Source organism: Streptomyces albospinus, from assembly GCF_014648695.1.
Taxonomy (GTDB): domain Bacteria; phylum Actinomycetota; class Actinomycetes; order Streptomycetales; family Streptomycetaceae; genus Streptomyces; species Streptomyces albospinus.
The window spans coordinates 152,468-169,931 of record NZ_BMRP01000002.1 but is presented as its reverse complement, the minus strand read 5'-3'; the positions used below and the strand labels follow the sequence as shown (position 1 = coordinate 169,931).

The following is a 17,464-nucleotide window of genomic DNA, read 5'->3' as shown; positions in this document are numbered from 1 at the left end:
GCCACTCTGGACTGGGGCTGTCGCCCTCCGGACCGCTGTTCGCCACCCTGATCGCCCTGCCCGCGTTCGCCCACCGCTTCTCCGGCCTGTCTTCGGTCCTGACGTTCCGGTGGGCGCTCCACCGCACGAGGCCTGCGCGCCGCTCTCGTGTGTGGGAGGGAGTGGGCAGGCTATGACTGTCCGAGACATGGGAGAGGGCAGAAGCGGCTGCCCCCTTCGGCCACAAGAGTTTCCCCGGGCGCGATCTCCGTGTACCCGGCGTCCCGCACCACGGGCAGCCCGCTACGGGTGAGCGCCTCCCACGACGCGGGCTCGGCGACGCGTACGGCCAGCGGGAATCCCGCTTCCCGCCAGGCGATCCGAGCCGCCTCGGGCAGCGTCCACCACGCCAGCTGGGCACCGTGCCCGGCCTGGGCCATCGCCTTGCCCGCCGACATCTCCAGCCCGGGGTTGAGCCACAGCACCGGCTCACCGGTGGCCGGCTCCCCGCACGGCTCCGGATCGTCGAGCTCGGTCCCCGAGACCTGGAGGCGCGCCAGATCCTTCGGCCAGCCGTCCAGCGGCACCGGCGGGAAGACCCGCACCTCGGCGTCGCGGCCGGTGACCGTGATGCCCGGCAGCGCCTCGGCCCGCCGCCACTCCGCGCCGCGCGCCCGCCGTACCACCTTCCGGATCCGGGCGTCCTCCCAGTCCCGCACCGCCTGGGCCCACTCGCCCGATCCGGCCGCCCGCTCGTCGGACAGCAGCACCAGCACCGCCCGCGCCGCCGTCTCCAGCGCGTCCGTACGCCCCGGCGGTGCGGCCCGCTCTCTTCGCACCACGAGCGGCAGCACGAACTGCGGTGCCTCCGCCGCGCCTGCCGCGTCCCGCCCGGTCCGGTCGTCCTGGCCGGAGTCGGTCTCGCGCCGGCCACCCTCGCGGTGACCGGTCCCGACGCCGTCGGTCACGGTGCCCTGGGTCCCGGTGCGGCCGGTCACCGCGGGGTCGCTCACGGTGCGGTCCGGCTCGTCGTGGTGGGTCGCATCGCGCCGAAACGGGCTGCTGGAGCTGTCGCCGGTCTGCCCGGCGGTCTCGGTACTGGTCACTCGCTCAGTGTGCCAGCCACCACCGACAACGCCGCGAGGGCGAGGGCGAGGGCGAAGGCGGGGGAGGGGGCGAGGGCGGGAGCGGGGCGGGTTCGGGGTCGGGGGAAGAGCGGCCCCGGCCGGAGCCGGCGCCCACCTCGCCTCCGAACCCGCTCCTCCCCTCACCCCGGAACGGCCGCAACCGCCCCCGGAAGGGCGGCGGATGACGTGTGCGGCTACCGTCGACGGCGTAAGGAGCGGAGCGCCCGCCGACGAGACCGTCGCGCCGGGAACGCCCTACGGGCCGGCGGGAGTCACAGCAGGTCGGCGAGTGTCAGAGCGGTCCCACGGCCTCGTACGTCGCCGTGGCCATGAAGGCGGGGGAGGGGAAGCTGTGTCGCAGCGGATGAGGCTGGACGGGGTCGGGCGGCGCTACGGGATGCGGGGGCCGTGGGTGTTGCGCGATGTGCAACTCGACGTTCCTGTAGGGGCGTTGCTGCGGATCGAAGGGGCCAACGGGAGCGGCAAGTCCACGCTGCTGCGGCTGCTCGCCGGTATCGACCGGCCCACCGCCGGACGGATCACCGGGTGCCCGCGCACCGCCTACGTTCCCGAACGGTTCCCGGCCGCGCTGCCGTTCACGGCCGCGGGGTATCTCACCCACCTCGGCCGTATCCACGGCCTGCGCACCCCGGAGGCGTCCCGGTGCGCCGCCGAGTGGCTCGAACGGTTCGGCGCGGCCGGGCACGCCCATACGCCGCTGGCCGAGCTGTCCAAGGGGACGAGCCAGAAGGTCGCGGTCGCCCAGGCGCTGCTCGCCGAGCCCGAACTCCTCGTCCTGGACGAGGCCTGGACCGGTCTGGACCGGGCCGCGCGCGGGATCCTCGACCGTGTGGTCGCCGAGCGGGTCGCCGACGGCGGCACCGTCGTCTTCGTCGACCACGATCCGCGCCGGCTGGCGGGTGCCGCGGACTCCGTATACCGCGTAGCGGAAGGGCTGTTGCTGCCCCGGGACGGCGGTACGGAGGAGCGGCAGGCGGCCCCGGTGGGGCCGCGCGTCGTCATCGAGGCGGAGGGCCCGCCGGGAGGCGTCCCGGGGAGCGCCGCGCACCTGCCCGGGGCGCCGGACATCGACCCGGGGCCCGGCGGTACGACCCGGCTGACCGTCCCGGCCGCCCACTCCGACGCGCTGTTGCGCGCCCTGCTCACCGCCCGGCCCCCCTGGCACATCCGCGCCGTCACCGCCGCCGCGCCGCCCCCGGGCACCGCCCACGAACCCCCGGACGACACCTCCGGGGCCGCCCACCAGGCCACTCTCCCGACCGCTCTCCAGGACACCCCGTACGAGGCGCCCCTCTCATGACCGCACTGCTCCGCTATCAGGCGGCCCTGCTGATCCGCTCGCACCGCTGGCTGCCGCCGGTCATCGTCTACGCGGCATTCCTGGCCATCGGGGTCCAGACCGGCGGCCCCATCCTGGACGCGTACGGCTTCGCCGCCGCCGGTCTGCTGCCCGTCGCCGTCTGGCTCACCCGGGTCTGCGTCACCAACGAGCCGCCGGCCGCCCGTAATTGCGCCGCGGCAGCCGCCACGCCCGGCCGGGTGCACCTCGCCTGCGTACTGACCGCGGCCGGCGCCGCGCTGGTCCTCGCGCTCCTCGGTGCGGCGTTCGTCGCCCTGCTGTCCGACCCGCACGCGAACGACCACCAGGTCGCCGTTCCGGTCCTGCCCGCGACCGGTGCCGGGCTGCTCACCGGGCTGTCCTGCCTGCTGCCGGGCGTCGCGACCGGCGCGCTGTGCAACTGGCCGGTGCTGCGCCGCCCCGGCTGGGGTGTCCCCGCCGGGCTGGCCGCCGCCGTGCTGCTCCTGGTCCTGGGCGGCTCGCCCGCCAACGCCGCGCTGAAGGGCATGATCACCGGCTCCGAGCACGGCACGATCACCGCTCCGTGGCTGCCGTTCGCCGCAGCCTTCCTGGCGGCGGCCGGCGCCACCGCAGCCGCCTGCGCGCTGAGTTCGCGCCGCGGCTGACGCCCCGCCCCGGCGGGCGGGGAGCCCCCCGTCCCCCGGCCGTCGGGTGCGGCGCGCGGGCGCGTACGCCTCGGCGCGGTAGGGCACGGCCCGGCACGGTGTGGCCCGTGCCGTACACCTGTTGCGCCCGCTACCGCCGCACCTGCGCCGCCGCGTGACCGTCCCGTCCTGCGGCGTAGGCTCGCCCCATGCCGCGCACCGACGAGTACCAGGACCAGCGGGACAGCGCTCCCGGCACCACGGCCGGCGTGGAGTCATCCGACTCCCCGAGCATGGTGGCGGGCCAGGCGAGGGCCGCCGCCCCGTCCGAGGGCGGCTGCTACACCGATGCGCGCCGGGAGGCCGGGCCCGCGGCCGTCCGGGGAAGCGCCCCCGGCCCGCCGTTCGCCGATTGCGTGCAGTGCCGCCGGCCGACCGAATACCCGGTCTCCCGCCCCGGCGTCGTCCTCTGCCCCGTCTGCGAATGGCAGGAGGCCCAGCGCGCGGCCTGCTCGGGCTAGACCTCTCCGGTGGGTCACGGTCCGACCGGACGGCCGTCGGCGCGGAAAGCCACCCGTCCCGGCCCCGTCGGCATCCGACGAGGCCGGGCCGAAGCGCCTCTGAGTCCGTCGTCGGCAGTCGGCGACGCCGGGGGCCCCGGCGTCGCAGCCGCCGTCCCGCCGGTTCCGCACGCGGGAAAGGGGCTTCGCCCCGTTACCGCACCAACGTTCCGGCGTCCCGGGCCAGTGCCGTCAGGCGGGAGATGGCGCGCAAGTACTTCTTCCGGTAGCCGCCGCGCAGCATCTCGTCGCTGAACAGCGCGTCGAAGGGCTTGCCGGAGGTCAGCACCGGCACCTCCCGGTCGTAGAGCCGGTCCGCGAGGACCACCAGGCGCAGCGCGGTGGACTGGTCCGGCACCGCCTGGACGTCGGTCAGGCAGACCGCCGTGATGCCGTCGCACATCGCGCCGTAGCGGCTGGGGTGCACCTTGGACAGATGCTCCAGGAGGGCGGGGAAGTCGTCGAGCGAGGCGCCGGGGGTGCGGTGCGCCGCGCGGGTCACCGTCTCGTCGTCGTACGGGGCGGGTGCCTCGGGCAGACCGCGGTGGCGGTAGTCCTCGCCGTCGATGCGCAGCGGGCGGAAGTGGGCCGACAGCCCCTGGATCTCCCGCAGGAAGTCCGCCGCCGCGAACCGGCCCTCGCCGAGCTTGCCGGGCAGGGTGTTGGACGTGGCGGCGAGGGCGACGCCCGCGTCCACCAGCTTGCCGAGGAGGGTGGAGACCAGCACCGTGTCGCCGGGGTCGTCGAGCTCGAACTCGTCGATGCACAGCAGCCGGTGGCTGCTGAGGGTCCGTATGGTCTGCTGGAAGCCGAGCGCGCCGACGAGGTTCGTCAGCTCCACGAAGGTGCCGAACGCCTTGAGTTCGGGGACCGCGGGGGTCGCGTGCCACAAGGAGGCGAGCAGGTGGGTCTTGCCGACGCCGTAGCCGCCGTCCAGATAGACACCACGCGGGCCCTTGGGGGCGGCGGACTTCTTGGGGCCCCGGGAGAACCAGCGGCGCCTTCCGCCGGCGACGGCGGTCGCGCCGACGTCGATGCTCGTGACGAAGGCGCTCAGCGTCCGGACGGCCTCGGCCTGGCTCGGCTGGTTCGGGTCCGGGATGTAGGTGTCGAAGCGGGCGCCCTGGAAGCGCGGCGGCGGCACCATCTCGGCCACCAGGCGGTCGGCCGGGACCTGCGGCGCGCGGGTGGTCAGCGCGGTGGGGGTCGCGGCGGTGTCCCCGTCGGCCGGGGTGCCGGGTATCGGGGAGGGCTGCGGGGAGGAGGGCTGGGAAGGTGACACAGCTGTCCAGCCTAGTCGCTGCGCGGTACCGCCCGGACCGGCGAGCGAGGCATGTCACACTGCGGCCATGCGACGCCTGTTCCCCCTCTCTGCCCTGCCCGTGCCGTCCCGTAAGGCCGGCGACGCCATGGGGGAGGCGGGGCCGCCGGCGCCCTCCGAGCCCGGCATTGTCCGCGACGGGACGGTCGACCGCGAGTGGACGCTGGACGAGCTGGCCGACGCCTACGGGTATCCGGAGGCGGACGATCCGGTGCGGTCGGGTCGGGCCGGGTGGCTGCGCGCGAACATGGTGTCCTCCCTGGACGGCGCCGCCCACCACGAGGGGCGGTCGCAGCCGCTCTCCGGGGCGGCGGACATGCGGATCTTCGGAGTGCTGCGGGGACTCGCGGACGCGATCGTGGTGGGTGCGGAAACGGTCCGGCAGGAGGGCTACCGGCCGGCCCGTGCCCGGGACGCCTTCGCCGCGCGGCGGGCCGCCGCGGGCCAGGGCCCGGCCCCGGCGATCGCGGTGGTGACCGCGGGCCTCGGGCTGGACTTCTCGCTTCCGCTCTTCACCGAGCCGCTGGTGCCCACCCTGGTGCTGACCGGCGCCGGCGCCCCGGCGGACCGGGTGCGCGCGGCCCGTGCCGCGGGCGTCGAGGTGCTGTTCGCGGGCGAGGGACAGGGGGTGGACCCGGAGCGGGTGACCGGGGTGCTGGCCGAGCGGGGGCACACCCGGCTGCTGACGGAGGGCGGGCCGCGGCTCCTCGGGCAGTTCGCGGCGGCCGGTGCGCTGGACGAGATGTGCCTGTCGCTGGCCCCGGTGGTGGCGGTGGGCGACGCGCCGCGGATCATGGACGGTCCCGCGGTGGCGGTCCCCGAGCGGTTCGCCCTTGTGTCCGTACTGGAGGAGGCCGGGTTCCTGTTCACCCGTTACCGTCGGTCCTGACAATCGGCGGAATTGTCTGTTCCGCTTAGCTTCGGTTGGGCACACTAAAAGCCGACAGGTCCCGTGTGGCGACGGGGCAGGATGGTTTCTGTGGGCTCCGTGCCATGCGGCGCCCGGAAGAGAAGAAGGGCGTCCGTCGTGTTCACGAGCGTATTGATGATCGAGAAGCCTCTGACGCCCGCCGACGTCGAGTTTGTGACCACACTGCACGGCGATGACCAGGTCTCTTTCGTGGTCCTCATGCAGCCGCGCGGCAAACAGGACGTCCTGTTGCGGGCGATCGACGATGTCGCCCTGGGGGAGTTCGAGGACGCCGTCCGCGAGGGCGCGGAGCCGGGCGGCGCCAACGCCGAGGTTCCCGCCGAGCGCGCCCTGGCCCACACCCTGGCCGAACTGCGCGCCGCCGGTGCCGAGGCCCTCGGGCAGGTGGTCCAGGACCACCCGCTGGACCTGCTGAAATCCGTCGTCGACGAGACCGGTGCGGACGAGGTGATCGTGCTGACTGCCCCGCACTTCGTCGAGGAGTTCTTCCACCGCGACTGGGCCTCGCGTGCCCGGCACAAGGTGGGCGTCCCGGTCCTCAAGCTCTTCTCGCACGCGGCCGACGACCAGCCGGAGACGGCCGACGGCGCCTGAGCCCCCAGGGGCCGCCACGCTCGGCGCGCGACCCGCCCGTCAAGCTCGCGCCGCTCGCTCACTCAAATGGATTGCTTGGAGCGCGCTGATGGCCCGAATCGGTGCGTTCCTGGTCAGAAAGCGCCATCTGAGGAAGGCCGGAACGAGAAGAGGGATCGCCATGGCGGAGCAGCGGGAGTCGAACCCGGACCGGGAGCGCGGACGCGAGCGGGACGGCGACGAGGACACGGAGCGCGGCGCGGAGCCGGGGCGCGCGCCCGCCGCGGAGGACGGGAAGGCGAAGCCCCCGGCGGACGGGCCGCAGAAGGGCCGTGCGACCGGCGAGCCCGGCCTGTTCCCCACGTTCTCGCACCGCGACGACTAGGGCGGGTCTGCCCGACCCCCGCCCCGACCCCGGGCAGGCCCGACCGCCGCGCGCCGCCCCGTACTGCCGCCCCGCACCCTCACGTACGGGAGGCGTCCTCAAGTACGGGAGCCGAGGCGGGAGTTCAGCCGCCCGTCCCGTACCTCCGCGACCTCGTCCACCGCGTCCAGATGTGCCCGGTCGTGGGTGACCAGCACCGTCGCGGTGGCGCGCTGGTGGGTGAGAGTGGTCAGCAGGTCGAGGACCGCGGCGCCCCGTTCGTGGTCCAGGGCGCTGGTCGGCTCGTCGACGAGCAGCACCGCGGGCTCGTTCATCAGGGCCCGCGCGATGTTGACCCGCTGCCGCTGGCCGCCCGACAGCTGGTGCGGCCGGCGGTCGGCCCGGTCGGCCAGACCGACCGCCGCCAGCAGCTCCAGCGCCCGGGACCGGGCCTTACGGGGCGAGCGGCCGTCCAGATGGGCCATCACCTGGAGCTGTTCCGCGGCCGTCAGAGAGGGCAGCAGGTTCGGCTGCTGGAAGACCGTCCCGATGGACTTCCGGCGCAGCGCCGTCAGCTCGGCGCGGCTGCGGCCCGCGGTGTCCGTGCCGTCGATCACCACCCGCCCGCTGTCCGGCGTGATCAGCGTCGCGGCGACCGCCAGCAGGCTGGACTTGCCGGACCCGGACGGCCCGATCACCGCCGTCATGCTGCCCGCCGGTACCGCCAGGGAGACCGCGTCCAGCGCGGTCAGCCGGCCGTCGCCATCGGGGTAGGTGAGGGTGACATCGGTCAGTTCGAGGCTCATCGGGCACTTCCCAGGGCGGTCAGCGGGTCTACGGACGTGATGCGGCGGATGGACAGCGCGGCGCCGACGGCACCCAGCGCGATCATGATCAGGGCGGGGATCAGCACGGTGGACGGGTCGAGGACGAAGGGCACGGTGCCGCCGACCGCGGCACCGACCCCGGCGGCCACGGCGGTGCCCAGGCCGGTACCGAGCACCAGCAGGACGACGGCCTGCCCGAGCGCGTCCCGCAGCAGCGAGCCGGTCGAGGCGCCGAGCGCCTTGAGGACCGCGACATCGCCGCTCCGCTGGATCGTCCAGACCGTGAAGAACGCGCCGATGACCAGCGCGGAGATGGCGAAGAGGAAGCCGCGCATCAACTGGAGCGAGCCGTTCTCGGCGCTGTACGAGCCGATGGCCTGAAGGGCCGCGGCGGCGGTCACCGTCCGGGTGCCGAGCCGTGTGTCGGCGGCGGCCAGACCGGACGTCCCGGTGGTGGAGAGGGCGAGGACGGTCGCGCCCCCGGAGTCCGCGGCCCCGCCGGGGTTCCCGGTCAGCCGCTGCCAGTCGCCGAGCGAGGTCCACACGACCGGGGTGTGGCTGTACATCGCGGTCCCGGACACCGTCGCGACCGTGACCGTACGGCCGCCCAGGGCGAGCCGGTCCCCGGCCCGTACGCCGAGGGTGTCGGCGGCCTTGCGGGACAGGACGGCGGCACCGTCGCGGACCGCTCCCGGGGAAGGCGCCAGGCGTGAGCCGGGCCGTACGCCGAAGACGGACACCGCCGCCGTCCGGCCGCCGTCCGCTCCCGCCTTGGCCGTGGCGATGCCCAGCGGGTCGGCGCTGCGGACGCCGGGCACCCGTGCCCAGTCCCCTGCCGTCCGCTCCGGCAGCCGGGAGTCGGCGAACGACAGCGAGCCGCCCTCGGCGGGGGCGGCGAAGACCAGGTGGTCGGCGGGGAGTGCGGTGATCGCCGAGGTGTTCTCCCGGCCCAGGCCCGCCGTCAGGCCGGACAGCAGACCCACCAGCACCGTGATCAGCACGATGACGGTACCCATCAGGGCGAACCGGCCCTTGGCGAATCTCAGGTCTCTCCAGGCGACGAACACAGGCTTTGCCATCCTCGGGTCCACGGCGCCGGGCCCGCTGCCCGGCGGCTGGTCCCCACGGTCGCCCGCCGGCGGGGTGCCGGGCATCGCGCCGAGGAGTGGTTCGCGGCCATCGAAAGGTGCGGCCCGGCCTCCACCTTTGGATGCCGCCGCTCCACCTTTTGATTGATGCCGGGCGCCGGGCCGGCGCTTAGCCTGAAGAGGCCGTGACTGAAGAAGCCGGGACCGACCACTCCCTCACCCCCGTACTGCGCGCCCTGCGCCTTGCCCTCCATCTGATGGTGGCCGCGCTGCTCGGGCTCGCCGCCGTTCGCGCGGTGGCCGACGGGTCACCCGCCGCCCCGGCCGTCATCGCCACCGCCGTCGTGCTGCTCGCGCTGTACGTCCTCGGCCCGGCGCTGCCCCGCGTGCGGACGTCCTCCCGGGCCGCCGCCCTCTGGCTGGCCGCGGTGGTCCTGGTGTGGCTGGCGCTGCTGGCGCTCACTCCGGACGGCGTCTGGCTCGCCTTCCCGCTCTTCTTCGTCCAGCTGCACCTGCTGCCGCTGCGCTGGGCGCTGCCCGCCGTCGCGGTCAGCACGGTCCTGGCCATCGCCGGATTCGGGTGGCACACCCACACCCTCGGTGTCGGTACGGTCATCGGCCCCGCCCTGGGAGCGGCGGTCGCGGTCGCCGTGGTCCTCGGGTACCAGGCCCTCTACCGGGAGAGCGAGCAGCGCCGCCGCCTCATCGAGGAGCTCACCGAGGCCCGCAGCGAACTGGCCGCCGCCGAACGGGCCGCCGGCGTCCTCGCCGAACGGGAGCGGCTGGCCCGCGAGATCCACGACACCCTCGCCCAGGGCCTGTCCAGCATCCAGCTGCTGCTGAGGGCCGCCGAGCGCGCCATCCCGGAGCGGCCGGAGACCGCCCTCGGCCATGTCCGGCAGGCCCGTACGGCCGCCGTCGACAACCTCGCCGAGGCGCGCCGCTTCGTCCGCGCGCTGAGCCCGCCGGACCTGGAGGCCGGGTCGCTGCCCGCCGCCCTGGAGCGGCTGTGCGCCGCCACCGCCCGCACGTCCGGGCTCGCCGTGCACTGCCAGGTCTCCGGTGCCCCCACCGCGCTGCCCACCCCGCACGAGGTCGCCCTGCTGCGCATCGCCCAGTCCGCACTCGCCAACACCGTCCAGCACGCCGCCGCCCGGCGCGTCGAGCTGACCCTCAGCTACATGGACACCGAGGTCGCGCTGGACGTCGTCGACGACGGCGCCGGGTTCGTGCCCTCCGAGGTGCCGCCGCCCGGCTCCGCCGCTGCCGCCGGCACCGGATTCGGGCTGGCCGCGATGCGCGCCCGGGCCCGCGCCCTCCAGGGGACCCTCGCCGTCGAGTCCGCTCCAGGGGAGGGCACCGCCCTCGCGGTCACCCTGCCCTGCCCCGCCGCCACCCCTGCCCAGGGGGCCGCCGTATGACCACGACCGACGCCCCCGTCCGGCTGCTGCTCGCCGACGACCACCCCGTCGTACGGGCCGGGCTGCGCGCCGTCCTGGAGACCGAACCGGACTTCACGATCGCCGCGGACGTCCCGACCGCCGAAGCGGCCGTGGACCTCGCCGGGCGGCTGGAGGTCGACGTGGTCCTGATGGACCTCCAGTTCGGCGGCCGGATGCTCGGCGTCCAGGCCACCGCCGAGATCACCGCCCGCCCCGGTGCGCCCCGCGTGCTGGTCCTGACCACGTACGACAGCGACGCCGACATCCTCGCCGCCATCGAGGCGGGCGCCACCGGCTACCTCCTCAAGGACGCCCCGCCGGAGGAGCTGGCCGCCGCGGTGCGCACCGCCGCCGCCGGGAAGTCCGCGCTCGCCCCCACCATCGCGCTGCGCCTGATGGACCGGATGCGCACCCCGGCCACCGCGCTCTCCCGCCGTGAGACCGAGGTGCTGCAACTGGTCGCCGACGGGCTGTCGAACGCGAAGATCAGCAAGCAGCTCTTCCTCAGCCAGGCGACCGTCAAATCCCATCTCGTCCACATTTACGCCAAGCTGGGCGTCGACTCCCGGACGTCCGCGGTCGCCGCCGCCACCGCCCGGGGCCTGATCCGCCGCTGAGCCGCGTCCGGCCCCCGCGGCGGCCCCCGCCGCCCTCCTCGGACCGGCGTTGTCGGTGCCGGGTGCGAGAATCATCGACAGCACGACGACAGCACCACGCCGTACGACGACGACAGCACCACCGCACGCGACGCTCGACGATCAGGGAGATCCACCCATGGCACCCGCCATCCCAGCCTCGATGGACCGGCCGCACTTCATCGGCATCGGCGGAGCCGGCATGTCGGGCATCGCCAAGATCCTCGCGCAGCGCGGCGCCCGGGTGGCGGGCAGCGACGCCAAGGACTCCGCGACCGCCCAGGCCCTGCGCGACCTCGGCGCCACCGTCCACATCGGGCACGCCGCCGAACACCTCGCCCGGGACGCCACCGCTGTCGTCGTCTCCTCCGCGATCCGCCCCGACAACCCGGAGCTCGCCGCCGCCCGGGAGCGCGGCATCCCGGTCGTCCACCGCTCCGACGCCCTGGCCGCCCTGATGGACGGCCTGCGCCCCATCGCCGTCGCCGGCACCCACGGCAAGACCACGACGACGTCCATGCTCGCCGTCTCCCTCGGCGCCCTCGGCCTCAAGCCGTCGTACGCCATCGGCGGCGACCTCGACGCCCCGGGCTCCAACGCCGAGCACGGCACCGGCCAGATCTTCGTCGCCGAGGCCGACGAGAGCGACCGCAGCTTCCACAAGTACGCCCCCGAGGTCGCCATCGTCCTCAACGTCGAGCTGGACCACCACGCCAACTATGCCTCGATGGACGAGATCTACGAGTCCTTCGAGACGTTCGTGGGCCGCATCCGCCCCGGCGGCACCCTCGTCATCGCCGCCGACCACCCCGGCGCCCGCGAGCTGACCGCCAGGATCGCCGGCCGCCACGACATCGAGGTCGTCACCTACGGCGAGTCCAAGGACGCGGACGTCCGCATCCTCCAGATCACCCCGCACGGCCTCGCCAGCGACGTCACCGTCACCCTCACCAGCGGCAAGATCCTCACCTTCACCGTCTCCGTCCCCGGCCGGCACTACGCCCACAACGCCGTCGCCGCCCTCGCCGCCGGAGTCGCCCTCGACCTGCCGCCGCACACCCTCGCCGACGCCCTCGGCAAGTACACCGGCGTCAAGCGCCGCCTCCAGCTCAAGGGCGAGGCCGCCGGCGTCCAGGTCATCGACTCCTATGCCCACCACCCCACCGAGATGACCGCCGACCTGGAGGCCATCCGCGGCGCCACCCAGGAGGACGGCGGCCGGATCCTCGTCGTCTTCCAGCCGCACCTCTACTCCCGCACCCAGGAGCTGGGCACCGAGATGGGCCAGGCGCTGACCCTCGCCGACGCCTCCGTCGTCCTGGACATCTATCCCGCCCGCGAGGACCCGATCCCCGGCGTCACCAGCGCCCTGATCATCGACGCCGCGCGGGCCGCCGGCGCGGAGGTCACCCCCGAAACCGACAAGGGCGCGATCCCGGACGTGATCGCCGGAATGGCGAGGCCCGGTGACCTTGTTCTCACCATGGGCGCGGGCGATGTGACCGACCTCGGCCCCGCCATCCTGACCCGCCTGGGCAGCTGAGCTGAGGAGGCCCCCAGATGTCGTACGAGATCGACAAGCCCGACGAGCAGTGGCGCGCCGAACTGACCCCCGCCGAGTACCAGGTCCTGCGCCGGGCCGGCACCGAGCCCGCCTTCGTCGGCGAGTACACCGACACCAAGACGGCCGGCGTCTACTCCTGCCGGGCCTGCGGCGCCGAACTGTTCCGCTCCGACACCAAGTTCGAGAGCCACTGCGGCTGGCCCTCCTTCTACGACCCGAAGGACTCCGACGCCGTGGAGCTCCTTGAGGACCGCAGCCACGGCATGCACCGCATCGAGGTCCGCTGCGCCCGCTGCGGCTCCCACCTCGGCCATGTCTTCGAGGGCGAGGGCTATCCGACGCCGACCGACCAGCGGTACTGCATCAACTCGATCTCGTTGCGGCTGGTTCCCGACGAGGCGTGAGCGATGGGGATGTAGCGCCCTTATGAACGTCTCGACCTGCGAGGTCGAGACGTTGGGTCCAACATGTGACGCCCGCTCCGGCATCGGTGTGGCGATCTGGGGGACCCTGGGAGGGCCGGGCGGAAACGGGGAGGATGCCCCGGCGAGCGTCGGCGCGCCTGCGCGTTCAGTCGCGTGCCCGCACGGTACGGGCGCGGCGGCGCCGGATGGCCAGGGCGGTCGCGGTTCCCCCGACGATCAGGGCGATGCCCCCTCCCAGGAGGAGCGGGAGGGGGCTGCTGTCGCCTCCGGTGCGGGGGAGAGCGGCCGGTTGGGGGTGCTCCGGCGGAGTGCGTGCGCCGTCGCGTGTGGGGATCGTCCAGGTCTGGGCCGCGTTGCCGGGCGTGCACGGCTCGGTGGCGGGAATGCTGTCGGGTGCGGCGGTGAGGCAGCGCCCGGACTCTTTGTTCTTGAGGGTCCTCAAGGCCGTGTCGTACGCCCAGAGCTTGGCCGGATCGTCGACCTTGCCATCACCCGGGGCCCCCGCGCAGTCACGGGCAAGCACGGCGGAATTCTCTTCTGACAAGCAGCGGTTGGACGCCAAGCGCAGTGTCCGGTCGGCGGCGTGGACCCAGGCTCGGTCGGTCGCGACGGTGCAACTGGCCAGCGACGTCTCGGCGTGGTTGCCGGGAGCGCGGACGGCGAGGCATGCGTGGCCGTTCCGGAGCGTGCCCCGGGCGGTGTTGTCGATGGCGTTGCGCTGCACGCTGCCTTCCTCGGTGACCTCGACCTTCGCCCCCGCCTTGCAGGATGTGCCGGTTTCGGTGGACGCGACGGAGGCCGTGACGGTGCCGCCGTCGCCCTTCGGCAGGCCGAAGGCGGCAGCGGAGTTCGGCTGGTCGTAGCAGGTGGCCCGGGGATCGTTCCACTCGAAGTACTCGGTCCAGTCGACCATGTTGTCCGGGGAGATGCCGGTGGCCGTGGTCTTGATGCTGCCGAGGTCGGTGGTGGTGTCGCTGGTGGTGTCGGTGACGGTCGCGCGGAACCAGCCCTGGCCGGTGGCGGCAACCTGGAACCGGTAGGTGTGGCCCGCCCGCCAGTCCAGGGGTACCGAGCAGTGCTGACCGCTGCCCTCCCCTCCGAACGCCTCGCAACTGCTGCCAGGGCTGCCCGGTTTGGCCTCGGTGGTGTCCCAGGCCGAGAACAGCAGCTTGCGCGGGGAGCCGCCGTTGCTCTGCATGCCGATGTAGCCGACTCTGTGGTTGTCGAAGTCGAACTGGTGGCTCCAGAAGATCTCCGAGGCGTAACCGGGGTCGTAGGCCGGGGTGGTCGTCCAGCTGACGTCGTGCAGGGAGCTGGTGCCGTCGGGAAAGGAGTAGTTGGTGTAGGTGCCGGGAGTGTGGCCGTTCTCGGCGGCGGCCGGTGACGTGGCGAGGGTGCCGAGTCCGGCAGCCAGGCCGAGGGAGAGCGCACCGGCCAGGAGCCGGTGTCGGGTCGGTCGCTTGGTCATCGGGTCTTCTTTCCGGTGGCTTTGAGTCGGTGGTGGCCCGCTCGACCGGCAGGCTCTTGGTGGGTGTGTCCTCGGCTGCGGTGGCGTGGGCCGGCTCGGCCGCCGACCGTGAGCAGGACGGACGCCCCCGTCGCCGTGGTTCGCGATCGCGGCCGGTCCGGTCCCGTCGCCCTCGCGCGCAGCGCTCAGGGCCTCGGAGGGGTCCCGCCACTGGGATTCCGGCGCATACGTCGACGCCGTGATGGCGGAGTGCAGTGTGGCCTGGTCGAGCCGGTCGGTTCTGTTCTTGTCGGGCAGGGGGTGGCGGGCCGATTCCGCGTACGGGCCGGATACGAGCGTGCGAATCCCGTCCGGTGTGTGCGCGGGGCAGGCATCCCCCGCAACCTGGGCGCACGGCGCCCGCGAGCGCGGCCCGGCGCTCGGCGTCGGTGCGTGGATTCAGCGGTTGCGGCGCGTCGGTGCCGCTCTCGTTCCGGCCGGCCTGGTCTGCGGTGTCGGCCTGGTCTGCTGTGTCGTCCCGGGCGGTGCAGTCCAGGGCGGGTTTGCTGCCGGCGACGCCGCGCGGGTCGAATCCGACGATGTCGCAGCGTGCCCTGGCCGCTTTGCCGACGGAAGCCGTAGCCTCCGACTTCCGTGTGGCCACGCCGGAGGCGCCCGGGCCGCCCGGGTCGAAGACCGGCGACCCGATGCGCCGGCCCGGTCCCGTGGCGGCGGACTTGATCACGGGAAGGGGGAAGATCTTCCCGTTGCGGGGGTGCGCGTAGTCCATGGGGACGGTCGGCGTGGCGCACCGCAGCTTGCCGCAGCGGGTCCAGGCGAGGTGCTGCTGGTAGAAGGTGCCCAACTCCGGCCGGTCGGCGGGCTGCGGAGTGATCCGTGACGCCTGCACACCCGACGGGGCCGGGGAGCAGCCGACGAGCTGGGTGGCGCTCAGCGCGGTCGGGGCCAGGGCGAGGGCACCGCGCCGCCGGGGTACACGGCGCGGTGCCCTCGCACCTGGGGTATCGGGGGTGCGGCCGACGGATCGGGAGGCCGGTGCGAGCGTGCGGCGGTCCGCCGACTCGGCCTGGACCTCCTCCCCGCCTGAGTCCCTGCTGCTCCGGGAAAAGCACCGCATGTCTCTGTTCCGTCTCTCGTCGGCCGCCGGGTACGCCGCAGGAGCATCGCAAAGGCACCATGAGGATTTGGTGAGGAGAGCGGTGACGCTTGGTCGCCGTGCGCGTACTGGTGATCGAGGACAACGACGACCTGCGGTTCGCCGTGGTAACGGCCCTGCGCGGTGACGGTCTTGCCGTCGACGAGGTGGCGGACCTGCCCGCCGCGGACCAGGCGCTGTTCATCACCGAGTACGACTGCGCCGTCTTCGACCGGATGCTCCCCTCCGGCGACGCCCTCGACTACGTACAGGACTTGCGCCGGACCGGCCGCACCGTGCCGGTGCTGTTCCTCACCGCCCGCGACCATGTCACCGACCGGGTCGCGGGCTTCGCCGCAGGTGGCGACGACTACCTGGTCAAGCCGTTCGCCGAGCCCGAACTGGTCGCCCGCGTACGCAGCCTCTGCCGCCGGGCCCGGAGCGCCAGCCCGCCCGTACATCGCCTTGCCGACTTGGAGATCGACACTGCCCGCCGACAGGTGCGCCGGGACGGCGTGCTGCTCTGGCTGACCGGCAAGGAGTTCGCGCTGCTGGAAGTGCTGGCGACCCGCGCGGACCAGGCCGTGCCCCGCGCCGAACTCATCGAGAAGTGCTGGGACGAGATGGCCGAACCCAGCTCCAACGTCGTCGACGTCCTCGTCTCACAGCTGCGCCGCAAGCTCGGCGACCCACCGCTGATCCACACCGTCCGCGGTGTCGGCTACCGACTGGCCGGCACCGGGACCGGGAGATGAAAGCCGTTCCGGGCCGGGCCCTGCCGACTCCACGCCGGGCCGTGCCGACGCCCGCGGCGCGGCGGGCCCGCAGACTGCGGTGGCGACTGACCGCGCTGTTCGCCCTCACCAGTACGGTCGGCCTGATCGGCCTGGCGGCCTTCGCCATCCACAACGACGACGTCTCCCGACGCCGCCAGACCGACACCGAGCTGAAGTTGCAGATCACCCAGGCCATCTCGGGCCTCGGGTACGACGACAACGGCCAACTGGACGCCCACGCCGTGGTCGACTACGTCGAGACCGCCTGCCCGGCACTGACCGTCCTGTCCGCCACCGACGGCAAGCTCAAGCCGGCCTTCACACCGCACCAGCCCTGCGCAGACGCCCGGCCGGCCGACATCCAGGCGATCGCCGCCGCATCGGTGCAGCAGGAGACCAGGGTCCTCACCGACGCCCGCGGCATGGACGGGCACCCGCTCCGCCTCGCGGCCGGAGTCTTCACCGGCCCGGACGGCCAGAGCACCGGCGGCGCGATGGTCGCGGCCACCACCCTCACCGCCGACCAGGCCGCCCACCGCGAACTGGCCGGCCTGCTCGCCACCGGCTGTGCCGTCCTGCTGTCCCTGTCCGCCCTCGCGGGCCACCTGCTCTCCGGCCGCGCCATCAAGCCCGCCCTGACCGCACTCCAGCAGCAGGAAGCCTTCCTCGCCGACGCCGCCCACGACCTGCGCACCCCCGCCGCCTCACTGCGCCTCCTCGCCGGAACCGCCCTGCGTGACGGACCGGCGCGCAACGAAGCGCTGGAGCGCACCGTGAACCTGGCCACCCGCATGGGCGACCTCATCGACGGCCTGCTCACCCGCGCCCGCCTCACCGCCGGCGTCGCCACCCTCGCCCGCGAACCCCTACGACTCGACCAGCTCGTCGAAACCGTCATCGACGACACCCCCACCGGCCCACACCACATCACCGTCGAAACCCGACCCGCCATCGTCAACGCCGACCCTGACCTGCTGCGCCGAGCCGTCACCAACCTCTTCACCAACGCGCTCACGCACGGGCATGCGGCGGACCGGCCCTCCGAAATCCAACTCACCGTCACCTCCGGCGGCGTTCTGACCATCGACGACGCGGGACCCGGCATACCCCCCGACCTGGCAGAGTCGCTCTTCGAGCGCTTCCACAGCGGCTCCGGCTCCACCGGCCTCGGCCTGTCCATCGCCGCCTGGGCCGCCCATGCCCACGGCGGCACGCTCACTGCAACCGGCAGCCCCCTCGGCGGCGCTCGCTCACCCTTCGGCTACCCACCCACAACGCCGCAGC

General features: G+C 73.8%; 16 protein-coding genes and 1 pseudogene. 12 read left to right on the top strand and 5 right to left on the bottom strand.

All coding sequences use genetic code 11. The features are described 5' to 3' along the window. Positions 1–170: 170 nt before the first annotated feature. A complete protein-coding gene (locus IEZ17_RS04110; RefSeq protein WP_373299732.1) occupies positions 171–947 on the bottom strand; it encodes a peptidyl-tRNA hydrolase in 777 nt (258 codons plus the stop codon). Between the two features lie 523 nt (positions 948–1,470). On the opposite strand from IEZ17_RS04110, the gene IEZ17_RS04105 reads away from it, so the two are divergent. The 3 genes from IEZ17_RS04105 (at position 1,471) to IEZ17_RS04095 (ending at position 3,592) form a co-directional block, all read left to right on the top strand. Next, positions 1,471–2,427 (top strand): ABC transporter ATP-binding protein, encoded by a 957-nt coding sequence (locus IEZ17_RS04105; protein ID WP_189296973.1) that lies wholly within the window; start codon positions 1,471–1,473, stop codon positions 2,425–2,427. Continuing rightward, entirely contained in the window at positions 2,424–3,092 is a 669-nt protein-coding gene (locus IEZ17_RS04100; RefSeq protein WP_189296476.1) for an ABC transporter, read from the top strand. Before IEZ17_RS04105 ends, IEZ17_RS04100 begins: the two co-directional genes overlap by 4 nt. A gap of 272 nt (positions 3,093–3,364) precedes the next feature. Next, positions 3,365–3,592, top strand: coding sequence for a hypothetical protein (locus tag IEZ17_RS04095; RefSeq protein WP_373299731.1), 228 nt, complete (start codon positions 3,365–3,367; stop codon positions 3,590–3,592). Positions 3,593–3,785: 193 nt separating this feature from the next. Here IEZ17_RS04095 and zapE read toward each other — a convergent pair whose 3' ends face one another. Then, positions 3,786–4,913, bottom strand: a complete 1,128-nt coding sequence (gene zapE, locus IEZ17_RS04090) for a cell division protein ZapE (RefSeq protein WP_189296473.1) — start codon at positions 4,911–4,913, stop codon at positions 3,786–3,788. A 127-nt stretch (positions 4,914–5,040) separates the two neighbouring features. Between zapE and IEZ17_RS04085 the strand changes: the two genes are divergently transcribed. From IEZ17_RS04085 to IEZ17_RS04075, 3 genes are all read left to right on the top strand, one after another. Continuing rightward, a complete protein-coding gene (locus tag IEZ17_RS04085; RefSeq protein ID WP_229851905.1) occupies positions 5,041–5,841 on the top strand; it encodes a pyrimidine reductase family protein in 801 nt (266 codons plus the stop codon). Positions 5,842–5,997: 156 nt separating this feature from the next. Continuing rightward, positions 5,998–6,477, top strand: a complete 480-nt coding sequence (locus IEZ17_RS04080; protein ID WP_189296469.1) for an indole-3-glycerol phosphate synthase — start codon at positions 5,998–6,000, stop codon at positions 6,475–6,477. An 88-nt stretch (positions 6,478–6,565) separates the two neighbouring features. Continuing rightward, on the top strand, positions 6,566–6,841 hold the full coding sequence (locus IEZ17_RS04075) for a hypothetical protein (RefSeq protein ID WP_189296467.1): 276 nt from the start codon (positions 6,566–6,568) through the stop codon (positions 6,839–6,841). A 98-nt stretch (positions 6,842–6,939) separates the two neighbouring features. Here the strand turns inward: IEZ17_RS04075 and IEZ17_RS04070 are convergent, their stop codons facing one another. After that, positions 6,940–7,626, bottom strand: coding sequence for an ABC transporter ATP-binding protein (locus IEZ17_RS04070; RefSeq protein WP_189296465.1), 687 nt, complete (start codon positions 7,624–7,626; stop codon positions 6,940–6,942). Further along, positions 7,623–8,714 (bottom strand): ABC transporter permease, encoded by a 1,092-nt coding sequence (locus IEZ17_RS04065; RefSeq protein WP_189296971.1) that lies wholly within the window; start codon positions 8,712–8,714, stop codon positions 7,623–7,625. Before IEZ17_RS04065 ends, IEZ17_RS04070 begins: the two co-directional genes overlap by 4 nt. Positions 8,715–8,920: 206 nt before the next feature. Here IEZ17_RS04065 and IEZ17_RS04060 point away from each other — a divergent pair, with 206 nt between their 5' ends. The 4 genes from IEZ17_RS04060 (at position 8,921) to msrB (ending at position 12,780) form a co-directional block, all read left to right on the top strand. Further along, on the top strand, positions 8,921–10,156 hold the full coding sequence (locus IEZ17_RS04060) for a sensor histidine kinase (protein WP_189296463.1): 1,236 nt from the start codon (positions 8,921–8,923) through the stop codon (positions 10,154–10,156). After that, a complete protein-coding gene (locus IEZ17_RS04055; RefSeq protein WP_189296461.1) occupies positions 10,153–10,794 on the top strand; it encodes a response regulator in 642 nt (213 codons plus the stop codon). The genes IEZ17_RS04060 and IEZ17_RS04055 overlap by 4 nt, the downstream gene beginning before the upstream one ends. A 157-nt stretch (positions 10,795–10,951) precedes the next feature. Beyond that, positions 10,952–12,355 (top strand): UDP-N-acetylmuramate--L-alanine ligase, encoded by a 1,404-nt coding sequence (gene murC, locus IEZ17_RS04050; protein WP_189296459.1) that lies wholly within the window; start codon positions 10,952–10,954, stop codon positions 12,353–12,355. A gap of 17 nt (positions 12,356–12,372) precedes the next feature. Beyond that, positions 12,373–12,780, top strand: a complete 408-nt coding sequence (msrB, locus tag IEZ17_RS04045) for a peptide-methionine (R)-S-oxide reductase MsrB (protein WP_189296457.1) — start codon at positions 12,373–12,375, stop codon at positions 12,778–12,780. 166 nt (positions 12,781–12,946) lie between these two features. Here msrB and IEZ17_RS04040 read toward each other — a convergent pair whose 3' ends face one another. Continuing rightward, on the bottom strand, positions 12,947–14,269 hold the full coding sequence (locus tag IEZ17_RS04040; RefSeq protein WP_189296455.1) for a DUF3472 domain-containing protein: 1,323 nt from the start codon (positions 14,267–14,269) through the stop codon (positions 12,947–12,949). 1,215 nt (positions 14,270–15,484) lie between these two features. On the opposite strand from IEZ17_RS04040, the gene IEZ17_RS04035 reads away from it, so the two are divergent. Both IEZ17_RS04035 and IEZ17_RS44120 read left to right on the top strand, forming a co-directional pair. Further along, positions 15,485–16,159: a response regulator transcription factor gene (locus IEZ17_RS04035; protein WP_189296969.1), complete on the top strand. Its 675-nt coding sequence runs from the start codon at positions 15,485–15,487 to the stop codon at positions 16,157–16,159. Then, positions 16,156–17,421: pseudogene (locus IEZ17_RS44120) on the top strand (sensor histidine kinase); the annotation flags it as partial. The gene IEZ17_RS04035 and the pseudogene IEZ17_RS44120, both read left to right, overlap by 4 nt. Positions 17,422–17,464 lie beyond the last annotated feature (43 nt).

Coding starts and splice junctions, on each gene's coding strand:
- IEZ17_RS04085 (WP_229851905.1), top strand. CDS start 5,041: ATGGGGGAGGCGGGGCCGCCGGCGCCCTCCGAGCCCGGCATTGTCCGC.
- murC (WP_189296459.1), top strand. CDS start 10,952: ATGGCACCCGCCATCCCAGCCTCGATGGACCGGCCGCACTTCATCGGC.
- msrB (WP_189296457.1), top strand. CDS start 12,373: ATGTCGTACGAGATCGACAAGCCCGACGAGCAGTGGCGCGCCGAACTG.
- IEZ17_RS04100 (WP_189296476.1), top strand. CDS start 2,424: ATGACCGCACTGCTCCGCTATCAGGCGGCCCTGCTGATCCGCTCGCAC.
- IEZ17_RS04075 (WP_189296467.1), top strand. CDS start 6,566: ATGGCCCGAATCGGTGCGTTCCTGGTCAGAAAGCGCCATCTGAGGAAG.
- IEZ17_RS04080 (WP_189296469.1), top strand. CDS start 5,998: ATGATCGAGAAGCCTCTGACGCCCGCCGACGTCGAGTTTGTGACCACA.
- IEZ17_RS04070 (WP_189296465.1), bottom strand. CDS start 7,626: ATGAGCCTCGAACTGACCGATGTCACCCTCACCTACCCCGATGGCGAC.
- IEZ17_RS04055 (WP_189296461.1), top strand. CDS start 10,153: ATGACCACGACCGACGCCCCCGTCCGGCTGCTGCTCGCCGACGACCAC.
- IEZ17_RS04105 (WP_189296973.1), top strand. CDS start 1,471: ATGAGGCTGGACGGGGTCGGGCGGCGCTACGGGATGCGGGGGCCGTGG.
- IEZ17_RS04040 (WP_189296455.1), bottom strand. CDS start 14,269: ATGACCAAGCGACCGACCCGACACCGGCTCCTGGCCGGTGCGCTCTCC.
- IEZ17_RS04095 (WP_373299731.1), top strand. CDS start 3,365: ATGGTGGCGGGCCAGGCGAGGGCCGCCGCCCCGTCCGAGGGCGGCTGC.